Raw genomic sequence first — 15,844 nt, 5'->3', positions numbered from 1 at the left:
TTCTCGCGCCGTTCCCCGCGCCCCCCGGCGGGGCCCACGCCGCCCTTCCGCGTGTACGTCCCCGGCCCCCAGCCCCCAGCGCCCGGACCCCGCCCCCCCTGGGCAGGGCCTCGCTAGCGGGCCACTGCTGCGCAGTAGGCCTCGTTTGTGGCGAGTAGGTTTCTGTGGGTGTCTTCGGCTGTGATGGTGCCGTCCGTCAGGATCAGGACGCGGTCGGCGGCGTCCAGGAGGGCCGGGCTGCTGGTGATGACCAGCGTGGTGCGGCCCTTGCGGAGCTTCGCGATGTTGCGGGCGATGAGTTGTTCGGTGACCGCGTCGACGGCCGTCGTCGGGTTGTGCAGGACGAGGACCTCCGTGTCGGCGGCGAGGGCGCGCGCCAGGGAGAGGCGTTGGCGCTGTCCGCCGGAGAGGTTCGCGCCGCGGTCGCGGACGGCGTAGTCGAGGCCTTCGCGGTGCAGCGCGACGACGTCGGTGAGCATGGACGCCTCGACCGCCTCGGGGACGGAGACACTCGTACCCGACGGGTCGATGTTCGTGCGCAGGGTGCCGGCGAAGATCTCCGCGTCGTACGGGTTGACCAGCATGTGCTCGCGCACCGCCTCGACGGAGAGGGCGGCGAGCTCCTGACCGCTGACCCGCACCACTCCTTCGTACGCGTCCGGCGGCACGTTCACCGCCAGGATCGACGCCAGGTCGGCCACCGCGCGCGGCTGGTAGCCGGCGATCGCCACGAACTCGCCCGCCGCAACCGTGAACTTCAGGTCGCGCAACGAGCCGTAACGGACGCCGTCGATCTCCAGGTCGCCGCCCGTCGACGGGCGTTCGGGGCCGGGGGCGGTGACCGGGGGCGCCGAGAGCACCAGCGCCATCCGCTCCGCCGACGCCCGCGCGATCATCACGTACTTGGGCATCTCCGAGAACATCTTGAGGGGTTCCATGATGAACTGGGCGAGGCCGACGGCCATGACCAGTTCGCCGATGGTGATCCGGCCCTCGAAGGCCAGCCAGCCCGCCGTCAGGGTCACCGCCGCAGCGAGGACCGCGTTGAGGGCCTGCGCGGTGCCCGCGTACACGCCGTTCACCTTGGCGACGGTGATCGCCTGGTGCTTCGCCTCCGTGCTGACGGTCCGGTAGGAGCGGAACGCCGCGTGGTTGCCGCCGAAGCCGTGCAGCGGGCGCAGGCCGCTGATCAGGTCGGCGACCTTCGCCCCGGCCCTGGCCACCCGGGCCTGCTGCTCCCGCGTGCTGGAGCCGATCCGCTTGGACATCACGCTGAGGATGGAGAGGATCGCGACCGTTCCCACGATCACGAGCAGGCCCAGCCGGTAGTCGGCCATGCCCAGCGCGACCGCCGCGACGAGCACCGCGACCATCGAGCTGATGAGCAGCGGCACCACCTCGATGATGTCGGCGGTCTGGTCGGCGTCCTCGGTGGCGATGGTGAGGACCTCGCCGGACTTGAGGTCGACGTCCCTGGCCACCGGCTGGAGGCCGCAGCCCGCGACCTTCACCCGCCAGCGGTGCGCCTCCGTCGTGTTGGCCTTCTGCAGGATGCGCATGCCGAACCGCCACGACAGCGACACCGTCGTGATGATCACGGCGAGCGCGCCGATGGACAGGCCGAGCGCGGTGAGCGTGCGGTCGTCCCGCATCGTGTGCTCGACGATCATGCCGAGCGCGATGGGGAAGGCCGTCTCACCCGCCTGGTACAGGCCCATGAGGACGGTGCCCCAGACCATCGCGCCGATGTTGCGGCGCAGGGCGGTCCTGAGGATGTCGGACCCCGGGTGGGGCCGGCGGGGCCGCTTCGCGTCAGGGCTGTTCGGAGGTGTCGCAGTCTCAGTTTTCATCGAGGTGGCGGGCAATCGCTTCCGGGGTTCGCAGGGTGAACAGGTCTCGGATCGTGATCACGGGACCGTACTCGCGGCGGAGCAGGCCGATCAGCCGTACCGCCAGCATGGAGTGTCCTCCGAGGGACACGAAATCGCTCACCGCGCTCACCTCGTCGTCGTCGAGGTCCAGGGCTTCGGCGAAGAACTCGCAGACCACCGTCTCCGTCTCGGTCTCGGGGCCGCGCTCCCCCGCCGTGGTCAGCGCGCCGAGGGGCTTGGCCTCCGGCAGCGCCTTGGTGTCAGCCTTCCCGTTCACGGTGAGCGGGATGCTGTCCACCTCGGCGTAGTGGGTGGGGCGCAGGAAGTCGGGCAGTCCGGTGCCGACCTCGGCGGCGACGGCGGCCAGGTCGGAGCCGTCGAGCACGAGGTAGGCGGCGAGGCGGTACGCCCCGTCTACCTGCGGGTCGGGCTGGGCGACCGCGGCGGCGAACCGCACCGCGGGGTGCGCCGCGAACGCGGCCTCGACCTCGCCCAGTTCGACCCGGTGACCGCGGATCTTGACCTGCTGGTCGGTGCGGCCCAGGTAGGTGAGGTTGCCGTCGGGGCGGCGCGTCACCAGGTCACCGGTGCGGTACATGCGCTCGCCGGGGGCGCCGAACGGGCAGGCGACGAAGCGGTGCGCGGTCTGCGCGGCCTGGCCGAGGTACCCGCGGGCGATGCCGACGCCCGACACGTACAGCTCACCGGGGACGCCGTCCGGCAGCGGCCGCAGCCACGGGTCGAGGACGTACACGTCGGTGTTGTCGATCGCGACGCCCACCACCGGGTCCTGGCACTCGAAGGTGCCGACGCCGAGGGTGTTGATCGTGTACTCGGTGGGGCCGTACAGGTTGTAGCCGACGGTCCCCTCGGTCTCGGCGAGCCGCTGCCACAGCGTCGGCGTGACCGCCTCGCCGCCGAGGAGGACCAGCGCCGGGCGCCGTGCCGGGTCGGCGAGCAGGCCCTCGGCCACCAGCTGCTGGGCGTACGTCGGCGTCACGTTGATGACGTCGATCGCGTGCTCCAGGCAGTACTCGACGAGGCCGGGCGCGTCACGGCGCAGCTCCTCGTCGCAGATGTGCACCTCATGGCCGTCGGCGAGCCACAGCAGCTCCTCCCACGACATGTCGAAGGCGAACGACACGGTGTGCGCGATCCGGAAGGTCCGGTGCCCGTGCTCGGCGAGGACCGGCTCGAAGATCCGGCGCTGGTGGTTGACGAGCATGTTGGTGAGTCCGGCGTACTCGGTCACCACGCCCTTGGGCTTGCCGGTCGAACCGGAGGTGTAGATCGTGTACGCGGGGTGCCGCAGCCGGTCCGGGTCGTCCGGCGCGAACGTCACGAACGGCTCGGCCTCGGGCAGCGGACGGTCCAGCTCGATCAGGTCACCGGTCCCGACGGGACCGCCGGTGAGCCTGGGTGACACCGCGCTCACGGTGAGGATCACGTCCGGGCGGGCGTCCGCGACGATCGCCGCGATCCGCTCGTCGGGGTGGTCCAGTTCGAGGGGGACGTACGCTGCGCCGACGCGCAGCACCGCGAACAGCGCCACGATCGAGTCGAGGGAGCGCGGGATCGCGAGTCCCACGGTCGTCTCGGGGCCGAGCCCGCGCCCGGCGAGCACACCCGCCACCGCGCGGCTGCGGTCCCGGAGCTCGGCGAAGGTCATCGTCGCGCCGTGGGCGACCAGGGCGACCCGCTCCGGGTCGCGGTCGGCCGCCCGGTCGAAGCGGTCGACGACGGTGTCCGTGCCGACGTCCGTGCGTGCGGCGGGCTCGGGGAGCCGGCCGAGGCCGGGCAGCGCGCCGACCGGTCCTGTGGAGCGGGCCAGGTCCTCCAGCACGCGCACGTAGTCGTCGAGGAGCCTGCGGGCGCCGGCGGTGTCGCCGTGGCGGTGCTCCAGCTTGACGGTGAGCCGGTCGCCGGGGGTGACGACCCAGGTGTACGGGTAGTGGGTGGAGTCGTCGGCCTTCACCGACGTGATGCCGTGCCGGGAGTTCATCTCGGCGAAGGCGTCCATGTCCAGGAAGTTCTGGAGCACGAACAGGTTGTCGAACAGGGTGTCGTGCCCGCTGGCGCGCTGGATCTCGCCGAGCCCGAGGTGCTCGTGCTCCATCGCCTCGACACGGGCCGCCTGGACGGCCGTCAGGTACTCGCGGACGGTCTCGTCCGGCCTGGCCTTCGTCCACTGCGGCACGGTGTTGAGCAGCACGCCGACGATGTCGGACAGGCCCTCGCCGTCGCGGCCGGAGACGGTCACGCCGAACACGGCGTCGCTGCGGCCGGTGTGCGCGCCGAGCAGGAGGCCGAACGCGCCGGTCAGCACCGAGTTCAGCGTGACGCCGTGCGCCTTGGCGGCGTCCCGCAGCAGCTCCGACTGTTCGGCGGAGAGCGTGTGGACGAGCGCGGGCGGCAGGTCCTGCGAGAGGGCCGGTGCCGGTCCTGCGAGCAGGGTCGGGCCGGGAAGTCCGGCCAGGTGCTCCGCCCAGAAGCGCTCCGATGCGGCTGCGTCCTTGGCGTCGAGCGCCCTTGCGTACTCCTCGAAGCTCGGCGTGGCCGGGGCGTCGTCGAGCGGTTCGCCCGCGACGACGGCCTCGTAGGCGTCGAAGAGGTCGCGCAGCACGATCTCGCGGGACCAGCCGTCCCACAGCAGCAGGTGGTAGCTGAGCAGCAGGCCGTCGTGGCCGCCGGGCAGGCGGACCACGGTGAGGCGGATCAGCGGCGGCTCGGCCGGGTCGAATCCGGCGTCGCGGTCGCGGGTGCGCAGCTCCTCGACCTCCGCGTCGTCCGTCAGCTCGACCGTGCGGACGTCGACACGGCGCCCGGCCTTGAGGACCTGGACGGGGTCGCCGTCGTCGTCGGTGGTGAAGCCGGCGCCGACGACCGGGTGCCGTGCGATGACGTGCGCCATCGCCTCGGCCAGCGCGTCGGTGTCCAGCCGCCGGTCGAAGGTGAACCAGCTCTGCGCGACGTAGTGTCCGGCCTCGCCCGCCATCTGGGCCTGGAAGAACAGACCCCGCTGGAGGGGGGTGACCGGCGCGGTGCGCTCGGCGGTCGTGGCGGCGTCGGCGACGCGCTCCAGGGCGTTCGACCAGTGCTCGGTGATCGTGTCGGGGATGCCGTCGGCGAGGGTGAAGGCCGCGTGCAGGCTGCCGGTGGCGTCGTCGACCCAGGCGTTGACCTCGACGGCGTACGGGCTGCCCTGGTCGCCGCCGGTGATGTGCACCGCCTGGGACTCGCTGCCCCGGCCGAGGTAGTTGAACAGGACCTGCGGGCGGGCGGTGAGCAACGGCGCCGTCTGCGGGTTCAGGTACCTCAACTGGCCGTACGCGACGTGCCCGCGCTCGTCCGGCTGGCGCTCGGCGACCTCGCGCGCGGCGGCGACGGGGTCGGTGTGCGCGGTGAGCCGTACGGGCGCGATGGAGGTGAACCAGCCGACGGTACGGCTGTAGTCGTGCTGTTCGAGGACCGGGACCCGGCCGTGCCGCTCCAGCTCGACCGCGAGGTCGGTGGGCGACGCCTGCACGTGGGTCAGCGCGGTGCGCAGCGCGCCGCACAGCAGCTCCGTGAGGCCGACGCCGAGCGCGGCGGGCGCGGTGCGGGTGACGCGGTCGCTGGTGTCGGGCGCGAGGACGACGGTGGTCTCGCGCGGGTTCCGGACCGCCGGCAGCAGGCCGGGCGCCTGGAGCGTGGTGATCCAGTGCCCCAGGTCGTCGATCGCGTCGGCGGCCCCGAGCGTCAGCGCCTCGGCGTACTCGGCGTAGGACGTGGTCGGCGGGGCCAGGTCCGCGCCGCCCATGGCGGTGGCGAGGTCGTCGAGGAGGATCAGCCAGGACACCGCGTCGACGGCGAGGTGGTGCACGGCGACGACCAGGGTGCGGCTCGCCTCCAGCCAGGTGAACGCGATGACGTCCCCGGCCTCGGGGTCGAGCCGTCCGGCGGCCTCGTTCGCGGCGACGGTCGCGTCGGTCGTGTCACCGCGTACGACGGTGATCTCGCGCGCGGGCTCGGTGCGCAGCGCCCACACGCCGTGCTCCACACGCAGCCGCAGCCGGAGCGCCGGGTGCGCGGCCACGACGGCGTTCGCGGCGCGCTCGGCGTCGGCGAATCCGGTGCCCTCGGGCGCCACCAGCGTCCTGGCCTGGGCGAACCGGTCGAGCGAACCGCCCAGTTCGCGCTGGCGGAGGACGATCGGCGTCGGTGCCAGCGGGCCGTCCTCGCGGCGGGCGGGGGCGGAGGCGGGGGCGGACGCGGATGCCCCGGCCTGCGGTGCGTTCGACCCCAGGTGCTCGGCGAGTGCGCGAGGCGTCCTGAACAGGAACACGTCCCGCGGCGCGATCCGCAGGCCGAGCGCCCTGGCCCGGTTGATCACGGTGATGGCGACGATGCTGTCGCCGCCGGCGGCGAAGAAGTCGGTGTCGGCGTCCGCGGTGGTGTCGCCGGGCAGCGTCTCCGAGAAGATGCCGACCAGTGCGGCCAGTACGGAGTCGCCCGCGACGTCGGCCGGCACCGCATCGCCCGCTACAGCCGGGGCGTCGTCGCGCGCGGCGCGCTCGGCGAGCGCCTTGCGGTCCAGCTTGCCGTTGACCGTCAGCGGCAGGGCGTCGACCGTGAGGACCCGGCCCGGCACCATGTGCACGGGCAGCTTGGCGGCGAGCAGCCCCGCGAGGTCTTCGGGTGCGCTGCCCACGACGTGCGCGACCAGGTGGTCGCCGCTGTCCGCGACGGTGACGGCCACGTCGACCACGCCGTCGAGTTCCCGGACCGCGGACTCGACCTCGCCGAGCTCGATGCGGAAGCCCTTGAGCTGCACCTGGTCGTCGGCGCGCCCGGCGAACTCCAGCTCGCCGTCGAGCGTACGGCGGGCGAGGTCGCCCGTGTGGTACATGCGGGAGCCGTCGTCCGCGAACGGGTTCGCCACGAACCGGCCCGCGGTCAGGCCCGGCCTGCCCAGGTAGCCGAGCGACACCTGGTCGCCGGCGACGTAGATGGCGCCGACCCGGCCCGGCGGCACCGGCCGAAGCCGGTCGTCGAGCAGGTAGGTGACGAGGCCGGGGATCGGTCCGCCGATGGGGCTGACGTCTTCTCCACGGGTGAAGTCGTCGTCGGTCAGGACGCGGTGGGTGACGTGGACGGTGGTCTCGGTGATGCCGTACATGTTGACCAGCTCGGGCGACGCGGTGCCGTGCCGCTCGCCCCAGCCGCGCAGCCGCCCGAGGTCGAGGGCCTCGCCGCCGAAGATGATCCGGCGCAGCGCGGGCAGCGGCTCGCCGGCGTGCCGGTCGGCCTCGATGAACTGGTAGAACGCCGACGGCGTCTGGTTGAGCACGGTCACGCCGCGCTCGCGGACAAGGCGGTGGAAGTCGACCGGGGAGCGGGTCAGTCCGTACTCGGGCACCAGCAGCTCACCGCCGTGCGCCAGCGCGCCCCACAGCTCCCAGACCGCGAAGTCGAAGGAGAAGGAGTGGAACTGCACCCACACGTCGTGCGGTCCGAAGTCCATGTCGGGCCGCGTGTTGGCGAGCAGCGTCACCACGCTGGAGTGCGGGACGACGACGCCCTTGGGGCGGCCGGTCGACCCTGACGTGTAGATGACGTACGCGGGGTCGTGCCAGCCCGCCCCCGGCGCCTGCTCCTGCGCCTCGGTGGCCTCCGTCGACGGCTGTTCCCCCTGGACGAGGACGCGGGCCGGGACGCCCGTGCGGTCGAGGAGTGCGGCGAAGCGGTCCCGCTGCTCGCGGTCGACGAGCACGACCTGCGGAGCGGCGTCGGCGAGGATGTACTCCAGGCGCTCGTCCGGGTACGCCAGGTCCAGCGGTACGTAGGCACCGCCCGCGGCGACGATCGCGACCAGGGCGACGACCTGCTCCACGGAGCGCGGCACGGCGACGGCGACCCGCTTGCCGGGGCCGACGCCCGCCGCGCGCAGCGACGCGGCCAACTCGTCCTTGGCGGCGGCCAGTTCGCCGTACGTCAGGGACCTGGTGGAGCCGTCGAGCGCGCACTGGGTGACGGCGGTGGCCGCCGGGTCGCGCCGGGCGGCGGCGTCGAACAGGCCGCCCAAAGTGGTCCGTTCGACGGGCGCGGGGCGGCGGGCGGCCGCGGGTGCCAGCTCGGCGACCGGGGCGTCCGGCCGCGTGAGCAGACCGGTGAGGATCGAGGTGAAGGTACGCAGGATCTCCTGGGCGGTGGTCTCGCCGAGGAGTTCGCCGTCGTAGATCAGGTTGAAGCGCGGGCGGCCGTCGAGCGCGCGCTCGACGACGAGCGTCAGCGGGTAGTGCGGGGCGCCCTCGTTGACGACGTCGGCGATGACGAGTTCGGCGTCGGCGGTGCGCAGGCTGTCCAGGTCGGTGGCGACGTCGAAGACCACGAGGGTGTCGAAGAGCGAGCCGACGCCGGCCTGGCGGCCGATGCGCGCGAGCGACACGTGCTGGTGGGGCAGGACGGCGCTCTGGTGCTCCCGCACGGACGCGAGGAGCTCGCGGGCCGTGGTCGACGCGGACCAACGGGCGCGCACCGGAATCGTGTTGATGAACAGACCGACCATGTCGCCGATGCCGGGCACGTCGGCGTCGCGGCCGGACACGGTGGAGCCGAAGACGACGTCCTCACCGTGCAGGATGCCGCCGAGTGTCACCGCCCAGGCGCTGTGCACGGCCACGCTCAGGGGCACGCCGGCTGTCCGGACGGCCGCGTCGATGTCGCCCTCCGCCTCGGCGGCGGTGTCGGCGAACCGGTCGGAGGGGGTGTGTCCCTCGGCGACCATCGAGGGCCCGGGCAGCCCGGCGAGCTCCTCGCGCCACACCCGGTCGCTCTCGTCGTCGTCGCGTCCGGCGAGCCAGTGCACGTAGTCGGGGAAGCCGCCGATCGGGTACACGGTCCCCGGTGCGTGGTACTCGGCGAGGAGCGCGCGCAGCATCGGCGGGACCGACCAGCCGTCGGCGATGATGTGGTGCACGGTCTGCACCAGGACGTTCCTGCCGTCGCCGGCGCGGACGAGCGTGTACCGCATCAGCGGGCCGGTGGCCAGGTCGAACCCGGCGCGGCGGTCCCTCTCGGCGAGGTCGCGTATCTCCTCGTCGGTGATGCCGGGGCGGTCCACGGTGGTGAAGGGCGCCTGGACGCCGTTCTCCAGGACGGAGACGACGCGGCCGTCGGCGAGGGCGGTGAACCGCGCGGCCAGGTTCGGGTACAGCGCGAGCAGCCGGGTGGCCGCGGCCGCGAGCCGGTCGGCGTCCACCTCCCCGTCCGGCGCGTCCAGCGTGAGGAGTTGCTGCTCGACGTACGCGCCCGCCGAGTCGTCGTCGAAGACCGAGTGGAAGTAGAGGCCTTCCTGGAGCGGCGTCAGCGGCAGTACGTCCCGCAGGGCAGGGCCGTCCAGGGCGTCGACGTCGGCCTGGGTGAGCGGCACCAGCGGGAAGTCGCTGGGTGTGTGGCCGCCTTCGTCGAGCGCGGCGAGGCCGGCCAGGGCCACCCGGAAGTAGCCGCCGAGCGTCGCGATGTCCTCGTCGGTGAACATGCCGTCGGGCCAGGAGACGGTGGTGACGAGTTCGTACTCGCCGCCGGTGGAGGCCGGTTCGGCGATGGCGTTGAACTCCAGGGCGCGCGGCAGGCGCATGTTCGGGTCGCGCTTCTCGCCCAACTGTCCCGTGGTGCCCGCGAGTTGCCAGTCGCCGGCGGCGCCCGCGTCGAAGCGGCCCAGGTAGTTGAAGAGCACCTGCGGCGCGGGAGCGTCGAACTCGGTGTCGGCGAGGTAGCGCAGGGCGCCGTACGAGATGCCGTTGCTCGGCACCCGCGAGAGGTCTTCCTTGACCGCCTTGAGGGCGGCGGCGAGGTACTCGGGGGCGGTGAGGTCGGGGGCGGTGCCGGGGTCCACGGTCACCGGGAACAGGGTGGTGAACCAGCCGACCGTGCGGGACAGTTCGGGCTCGAAGCCGGCGGTGTCCGCCACGAAGCGGCCCTCGCGGCCGTGGCCCTCCAGCTCGATGTGCGCGAACGTCTGGTCCTGGCCGAGGTCGCGGCGCCACCGGGCGAGGGCGACGGCGAGCGCGGTGAGGAGGACGTCGTTGACGCCCGCGTGGAACTTCGCGGGGATCTCGCCGAGGAGGGCTGCGGTGACCTCGGGGCCGACCGAGACGGTCTGGAGCCGCTCGCGTGCGACGGTGTCGGCGGCGGTCAGGGCGCGCCTGCCGACCGGTTGGTCCGTGCCGGGCAGGGGGCGCTGGAAGTACGGCAGGTCGGCCTCGAAGCCCGCGCGCTCCAGGAGCTGCGTCCAGCGGCGGAACGACGTGCCCACCGCCGGCAGTTCGACGGTCGCGCCGGAGGTGAACTGGCGCCACGCCGTGGCCAGGTCCTCCATCAGGACCCGCCAGGACACGCCGTCGACCACTACGTGGTGGGCGACCATGACCAGCTGGCGCGCCTCCCGGCGCCAGACGGCACGCAGCATCACGCCGTTGTCGGGGTCGAGCCCGTCGGTGGCGAGCGCGACGCAGTCGTCGAGCGGCAGATCGCTCTCCTGCCACGCCGGGGCGGCCGGGGCCGCCGCCGGGATGTCGAAGCTCCACCGGTCGCCGCGCACCAGCCTGGCGCGCAGCATGTCGTGCCGTGCGAGGACGGCGCCGAGTATCCGGTCGAGCGCTTCGGCGGTCAGCTCCGCCGGGGTGTTCAGGACGACCGACTGCACGAAGCCGTCGATCGCGTCCGTGGTCTCGCCGAGCCACTGCACGATGGGCGAGCCCGCCACGGCACCGGTGGCGACGTCGCCGTGGTCCACCGTGGAGACGTCCTCGCGGCTCGCCACCGCGGCGAGCGCGCCCACGACGCTGTTGGTGAAGATCTGCCGCGCCGTGACGTAGAGCCCGGCGTCGCGCAACGCGCTCAGCAGCGAGATCGTCAGGATGCTGTCGCCGCCGAGCTGGAAGAAGTCCTGGTCGACGCCGACCTCGTCGAGCTGGAGCACCGCGGCGACGGCGGCGCAGACCACGCGTTCGTTCTCGGTGGTGGGCGGGGCGACGGTCCCCTTCGGGGTGGTGGGTTCCGGCAGCGCGTTCCGGTCGAGCTTGCCGTTCGCGGTGAGGGGGAACGCGTCGAGGACGACGATGTGGGTGGGCACCATGTACTCGACCATGTGGTCGGCGGCCCACGCCTTGACCTCGTCGGCCCGCAGCTCCTCGTGGCCCGCGGCCGGGATCACGTACCCGACGAGATAGGTGCCGCCCGCCGTGTTCTTCTTGGCGACGACACAGGTGTGACGTACGTGGGGGTGCTCGGCGAGGCCGACCTCGACGTCCTCGATCTCCAGGCGCATGCCGCGGATCTTGATCTGGTTGTCGGCCCGGCCGAGGAAGTCGAGGGACCCGTCGGGGGCGAACCGCGCGAGGTCACCGGTCCGGTAGAGCCGGGACCCGTCCGAGGCGAAGGGGTTGGCGACGAACCGGGAGGCCGTCAGGCCCGGCGCGTTGACGTAGCCGCGCCCGAGGAGGAAGCCGCCGACGTACAGCTCGCCGCCGACGCCGACCGGGACGGGCCGCAGCTCGTCGTCGAGGACGTACAGCTGGGTGTTGGGGTTGGCCTTGCCGATCGACGTCGACAGGCGCTCGGCCTCGCCGCGGTAGATGACGTGCGAGACGCCGATCGTCGTCTCGGCCGGGCCGTAGCCGTGGTACATGGGGATGTCGAGCCGGGCGCGGAACCGCTCGTACAGCTCGGGGGTCAGCACCTCGCCGCCGCACCAGACATGGCGCAGGCTGTCGAGGCGGCCGGAGTCGCCCGCCATCTCCAGGAGCACGTCCAGCATGGACGACACCAGGTACGTGAAGGTGACGCGCTGCTCGGCGATCACACCGAGCAGGTGGTGCGGGTCGCGCTCGCCGCCGGTCCGCAGGACCACCACGCGGCCGCCGCAGACCAGCGGCAGGAAGATCTCGTTGATGGAGATGTCGAAGGACAGCGGCGCCTTGAACAGCGACGCGTCGTCGGGGCCGAAGTGCAGGATCTCGTCGACCTGCCAGAGCAGGCGCTCGCTGATCGCCTCGTGGCGGATCATCGCGCCCTTGGGCCGCCCGGTCGAGCCGGAGGTGAAGATCACGTACGCGAGGGCGTTGCCGGAGACGGTGATCCCGGTCGGCTCGGTGGGGAGGGAGCCGAACCGCCAGGCGCCGAGGTCGACGGCGACGGCTTCCGGCTCCTGCGGGTCGTGCTCGCCCGAGGCGTTGAGCTGCAGCACGACGCGGGCGTCCTCGATGACGACGGACCGGCGCGCGGCGGGCCACTGCGGGTCGAGCGGCACGAACGCGCAGCCCGCCTGGAGCACGGCGAGCAGCCCGACGACCATGTCGGCGGAGCGGCTCAGCGAGATGCCGACGACCTGCTCGGCGGTGAGGCCGCGCGCGACGAGGTGGTGGGCCAACTGGGCGGAGCGGTCGGCCGCCTCACGGTAGGTCAGGGAGCGGTGCTCGTCGACGATGGCGACGGCGTCCGGCCTGAGCCGCGCCTGCTCGCGGAACATCTCGACGATGGTCGGGCGGACCCGGTCGGCGTGGGTGTCGTTCCACTCGGCGAGGGCCTTGAGCCTGGCCGCCGGGCCGGACGGGCTGATGGTGCCGAGGGGCCGGTCGGGGAAGTCGGCGAGGTCGTCAAGGGCGAGCTGCGCTTCGGCGGGCTCGACGCCGTCGGGGACGGGTATGTGCCAGCCGTCCGCGCCGGCGTCCCGACTGCCGGGCCCCGTACCGCCGTTGTCGACCCAGCCGAGGACGTCGGCGAAGAGGGTGCCGGGGGTGAGCTCGATGCCTTCGGGGCTCCGGCCGGTCGCCCAGTACGAGAGGCCGATGGCGCACGCCTCGGCCACGGTCCGGTCGGAGTAGTCGCCGGCGCGCCGACGTACGTCGGCCAGGCGGGCGGGGGAAAGCAGCACGAGGCCGGCGCTCGGTTCCATCATCGAAGACTCAGCGTCCCTTCCAGGTAATCGCAGTAAGGCTAACCTAAATTAGGCTTGCCTAACTACCCTCTCGCCAGGCCCGCCACAGTCGCGCGTACCGGCCACCGAGCGCCACCAGTTCGTCGTGCGTGCCCAGCTCCACCACGCGCCCCGCGTCCAGCACGGCGATCCGGTCGGCCGCCATCGCCTGCGTCAGCCGGTGCGCCACGAACAGCGTGGTCCGGCCCGCGCACGCGGCCAGCACGGCGCGCTCCAGCTCTGCGGCGCCCTCACTGCCCGCCTCCGCGGTCGACTCGTCGAGCACCACCACCGGCGTGCGGCTCAGCACAAGGCGGGCCAGGGCGATCTGGGCGATCTTGGTGACGTCCAGGCGCTCACCGCCCTCGCCGACCATGGTGTCCAGCCCCTCGGGAAGGTGCTCCACCCACCCGTCGGCGCCCACCGTGCGCAAGGCGGCCATCAGTTCGGCGTCGGTCGCCTCCGGCGCGGCGAGCCGCAGGTCCTCGGCGAGCGGACCGGAGAACACGTGCGTCTCCTGCGTCAGGATGCTCACCAGGGCCCGCGCCCCGGCCTCGTCCAGGCCGCCGAGGTCGTGCTCCCCCACGCGCACCGAGCCGGCCTGCGGTGTCCCGATGCCCGCGATCAGCGCGGCCAGGGTCGACTTGCCCGCGCCCGTCGCCCCGACCAGGGCCAGCGAACCGCCCGCCGGGATCGTCAGGTCGACGTCCCGCAGAACCGGTTCGTCGGTGCCGGGATAGCTGAACGTCAGCCCCTCCACCGTCACTTGGTGCGGCACGGCGTCCGCCACCTGCACGGACGCGTCGCCCACCAGCCGCTCGTCCCCGGACTCCCCGAGGACGCCGACGAGGCGGGTCAGGCTCGCGCCCGACTTCTGCGCCTCGTCGAAGGTGAACATGATGGCGCCCAGCGGCGTGAAGAGGCGGTGGAACATCAGCGGAGCCGCCGACACCTCGCCCAGGCTGGCCGCGTCGGCCTCCAACAGGGCGTAACCGACCACGAGGATGAGGACGAGTCCGATGAACTCGGCGCGGTTCTCCCGGCCCACGAACCGGCCGAAGAACCGGAACACGTCGATACCGAGATTGCGCACCCGCCACGACTCCTGGGTGACCTTCTCCCGGACGGAGTCCTCCAGGCGGTAGGCCCGGACCGTGTCGATCCCGTTCAGACCGCTGATCAGCGCCTGCGCGCGGTCGGCCTGCGCCACCCGCTGCTTGCGGTAGAGCGGGGCGGACCTCGGGAGGTACCAGCGCAGGGCCAGCGCGTACGCCGGCAGCGCGCCGGCACCCGCGAGGCCGAGCCGCCAGTCGAGGCCGAACATGCCGACCGTGGCGATGAAGACCAGCACGCCGGCCGAGAACACCGTGGGGATGGCCGTCCGGATTCCCTTGGACAGCACGGCCACGTCGTCACCGACCCGGGAGAGCACGTCACCCCGGCCGACCTGCTCGATCCGGGCGCTCGGCATCCCGAGCACGGCACGGACGGCACCCTCGCGCAGCCGCGCGAGGAGGTCGGCGCCGAGCCGCCCGATCAGGTAGGTCGACGCCGCGGTGGCCGCCGCGCCGAGCAGCGCGGCGGCTCCCATCAAGACCCCGATGGTGACCAGGACGGAGCGCGAATCGCCCTCCACCACTCCGTCGACCACCCGGCCGAGCAGGAGGACCGGGAGGATCTGGAGCGCCGCCCCGGCCACCGTCGAGGCGACGGTGGCCGTGGTCAGCCACGGCACTTCGCGGCAGTGCGCCAAGACCCACCTGGTGGCCTCGCGTCCGGTCGCCGTGCGCAGAGTCGCCGGGGCGGTGCCGATGTCGGTGGGTGTTTCGGTGGTGCTCACGCGGTGGCCAAGTCGGGACGGGGACGGGACGGGTTGAACAGCATCTCTATTCGACCGACTTGACGAGCTCGTCGATCGCGTACGGGAGGGACAGCGCGGTGCCCTGCGACATCGCGGCGCCCACAGCCGGGCCCTCGCTGTCCAGGAGGTAGGACACGTTGCCCTTCTTCACGGCGTCCAGGTTGTTGAAGAGCTTGAACTTCTTCAACGCCTCCGTGTCCGCCTTGTCGTTGATGACGACGATGCGGTCCACGTCGATCAGGTCCGTGCGCTCCGGAGAGAGCTCGGTGGAGAACTTGCCGCCCGCGATCTTGTCGATCTTGGTCTGGTACTTGAAGCCCATGCCCGTCAGGAGCCGTCCACGCACGTCGGTGGAGGTGAACGGGTTGATGGAGTCCTTGTACCAGGACAGCGCGACGGAGGTCTGCTTGGCGAACTTCGGGTGCGACTTCTTGGCCTCGGCCAGCTTGTCCTCGACGCCCTGGACGATCTTCTTGCCCTCGTCCTCCTTGCCCAGCGCCTTGGAGATGTGCACCACGTTGTCCTGCCACGGAGCGCTGAACAGCTCCTTCTCGCCCTTGGTGCGACCCACCGTCGGGGCGAGCTTGGAGAGCTTGTCGTAGGCGGCCTTGTCGATCTCGGAGTAGACCGCGATGATCAGGTCCGGCCGCAGCGAGGCGATCTTCTCGTAGTTGGGGCCGCTGTCGCCGTTCTTCATGACGACCTCGGGCTTGGTGCTGCCCCACTTGTCCTTCACCCAGGGCCACTGGGTGTTGATGTCGGGGGACTTGCCCTCCGGGTTCGGGTACTGGTCGACCATGCCGACCGGCTTGGTGCCGAGCGCCAGGACGGTCTGGTCGTCGGTGTAGCCGACGGTCACGACGCGCTTGGGAGCCTTGGTGATCTTCGTCGAGCCGAACGCGTGGTCCACGGTGACCGGGAACGTGCCGCCGCCGGCGGCCGCCGGGGTCTCCTCGCCCGCCTTGTCTTCCGAGTCGGAACCGCATCCCGCGAGGAGGCCGACGCCGAGGGTCGCGGCGGTCAGTACCGCCGCCAGCCGCCGCCGTGGCGTCGTGAGCTTCGTTCGGTTGAGGAGCATCCGGATTCCCTTGCTTTCGCGCTGACCGCTGCGCCCCGTGTCTAAGGGCAGCCAAACCTTAACCTGCCGAGATGAGG

General features: G+C 72.4%; 4 protein-coding genes. All 4 read right to left on the bottom strand.

Features of this window, described 5'->3' with window-relative positions:
* Positions 1 to 113: 113 nt before the first annotated feature.
* From ACH4D5_RS22090 to ACH4D5_RS22075, 4 genes are read right to left on the bottom strand one after another with little or no spacing between them, the layout of a single operon-like run.
* A complete protein-coding gene (locus ACH4D5_RS22090) occupies positions 114 to 1,850 on the bottom strand; it encodes an ABC transporter ATP-binding protein (protein ID WP_398305099.1) in 1,737 nt (578 codons plus the stop codon).
* A complete protein-coding gene (locus ACH4D5_RS22085; protein WP_398305096.1) occupies positions 1,840 to 12,810 on the bottom strand; it encodes an amino acid adenylation domain-containing protein in 10,971 nt (3,656 codons plus the stop codon). The genes ACH4D5_RS22090 and ACH4D5_RS22085 overlap by 11 nt, the downstream gene beginning before the upstream one ends.
* Positions 12,811 to 12,868: 58 nt before the next feature.
* Positions 12,869 to 14,668, bottom strand: a complete 1,800-nt coding sequence (locus ACH4D5_RS22080) for an ABC transporter ATP-binding protein (protein ID WP_398305093.1) — start codon at positions 14,666 to 14,668, stop codon at positions 12,869 to 12,871.
* A 46-nt stretch (positions 14,669 to 14,714) separates the two neighbouring features.
* The gene (locus tag ACH4D5_RS22075) at positions 14,715 to 15,767 is read right to left on the bottom strand and encodes an ABC transporter substrate-binding protein (protein ID WP_398305090.1); all 1,053 of its coding nucleotides are present in this window, start codon (positions 15,765 to 15,767) and stop codon (positions 14,715 to 14,717) included.
* Between the last annotated feature and the right edge of the window lie 77 nt (positions 15,768 to 15,844).

This window comes from Streptomyces sp. NPDC018029, assembly GCF_044327655.1.
Taxonomy (GTDB): Bacteria; Actinomycetota; Actinomycetes; order Streptomycetales; family Streptomycetaceae; genus Streptomyces.
This window is presented reverse-complemented; position numbering and strand designations above follow the sequence as displayed.

Excerpts from the sequence above, each read along its gene's own strand:
- ACH4D5_RS22090 (WP_398305099.1), bottom strand. The coding sequence starts at position 1,850 with ATGAAAACTGAGACTGCGACACCTCCGAACAGCCCTGACGCGAAGCGG.
- ACH4D5_RS22085 (WP_398305096.1), bottom strand. The coding sequence starts at position 12,810 with ATGATGGAACCGAGCGCCGGCCTCGTGCTGCTTTCCCCCGCCCGCCTG.
- ACH4D5_RS22075 (WP_398305090.1), bottom strand. The coding sequence starts at position 15,767 with ATGCTCCTCAACCGAACGAAGCTCACGACGCCACGGCGGCGGCTGGCG.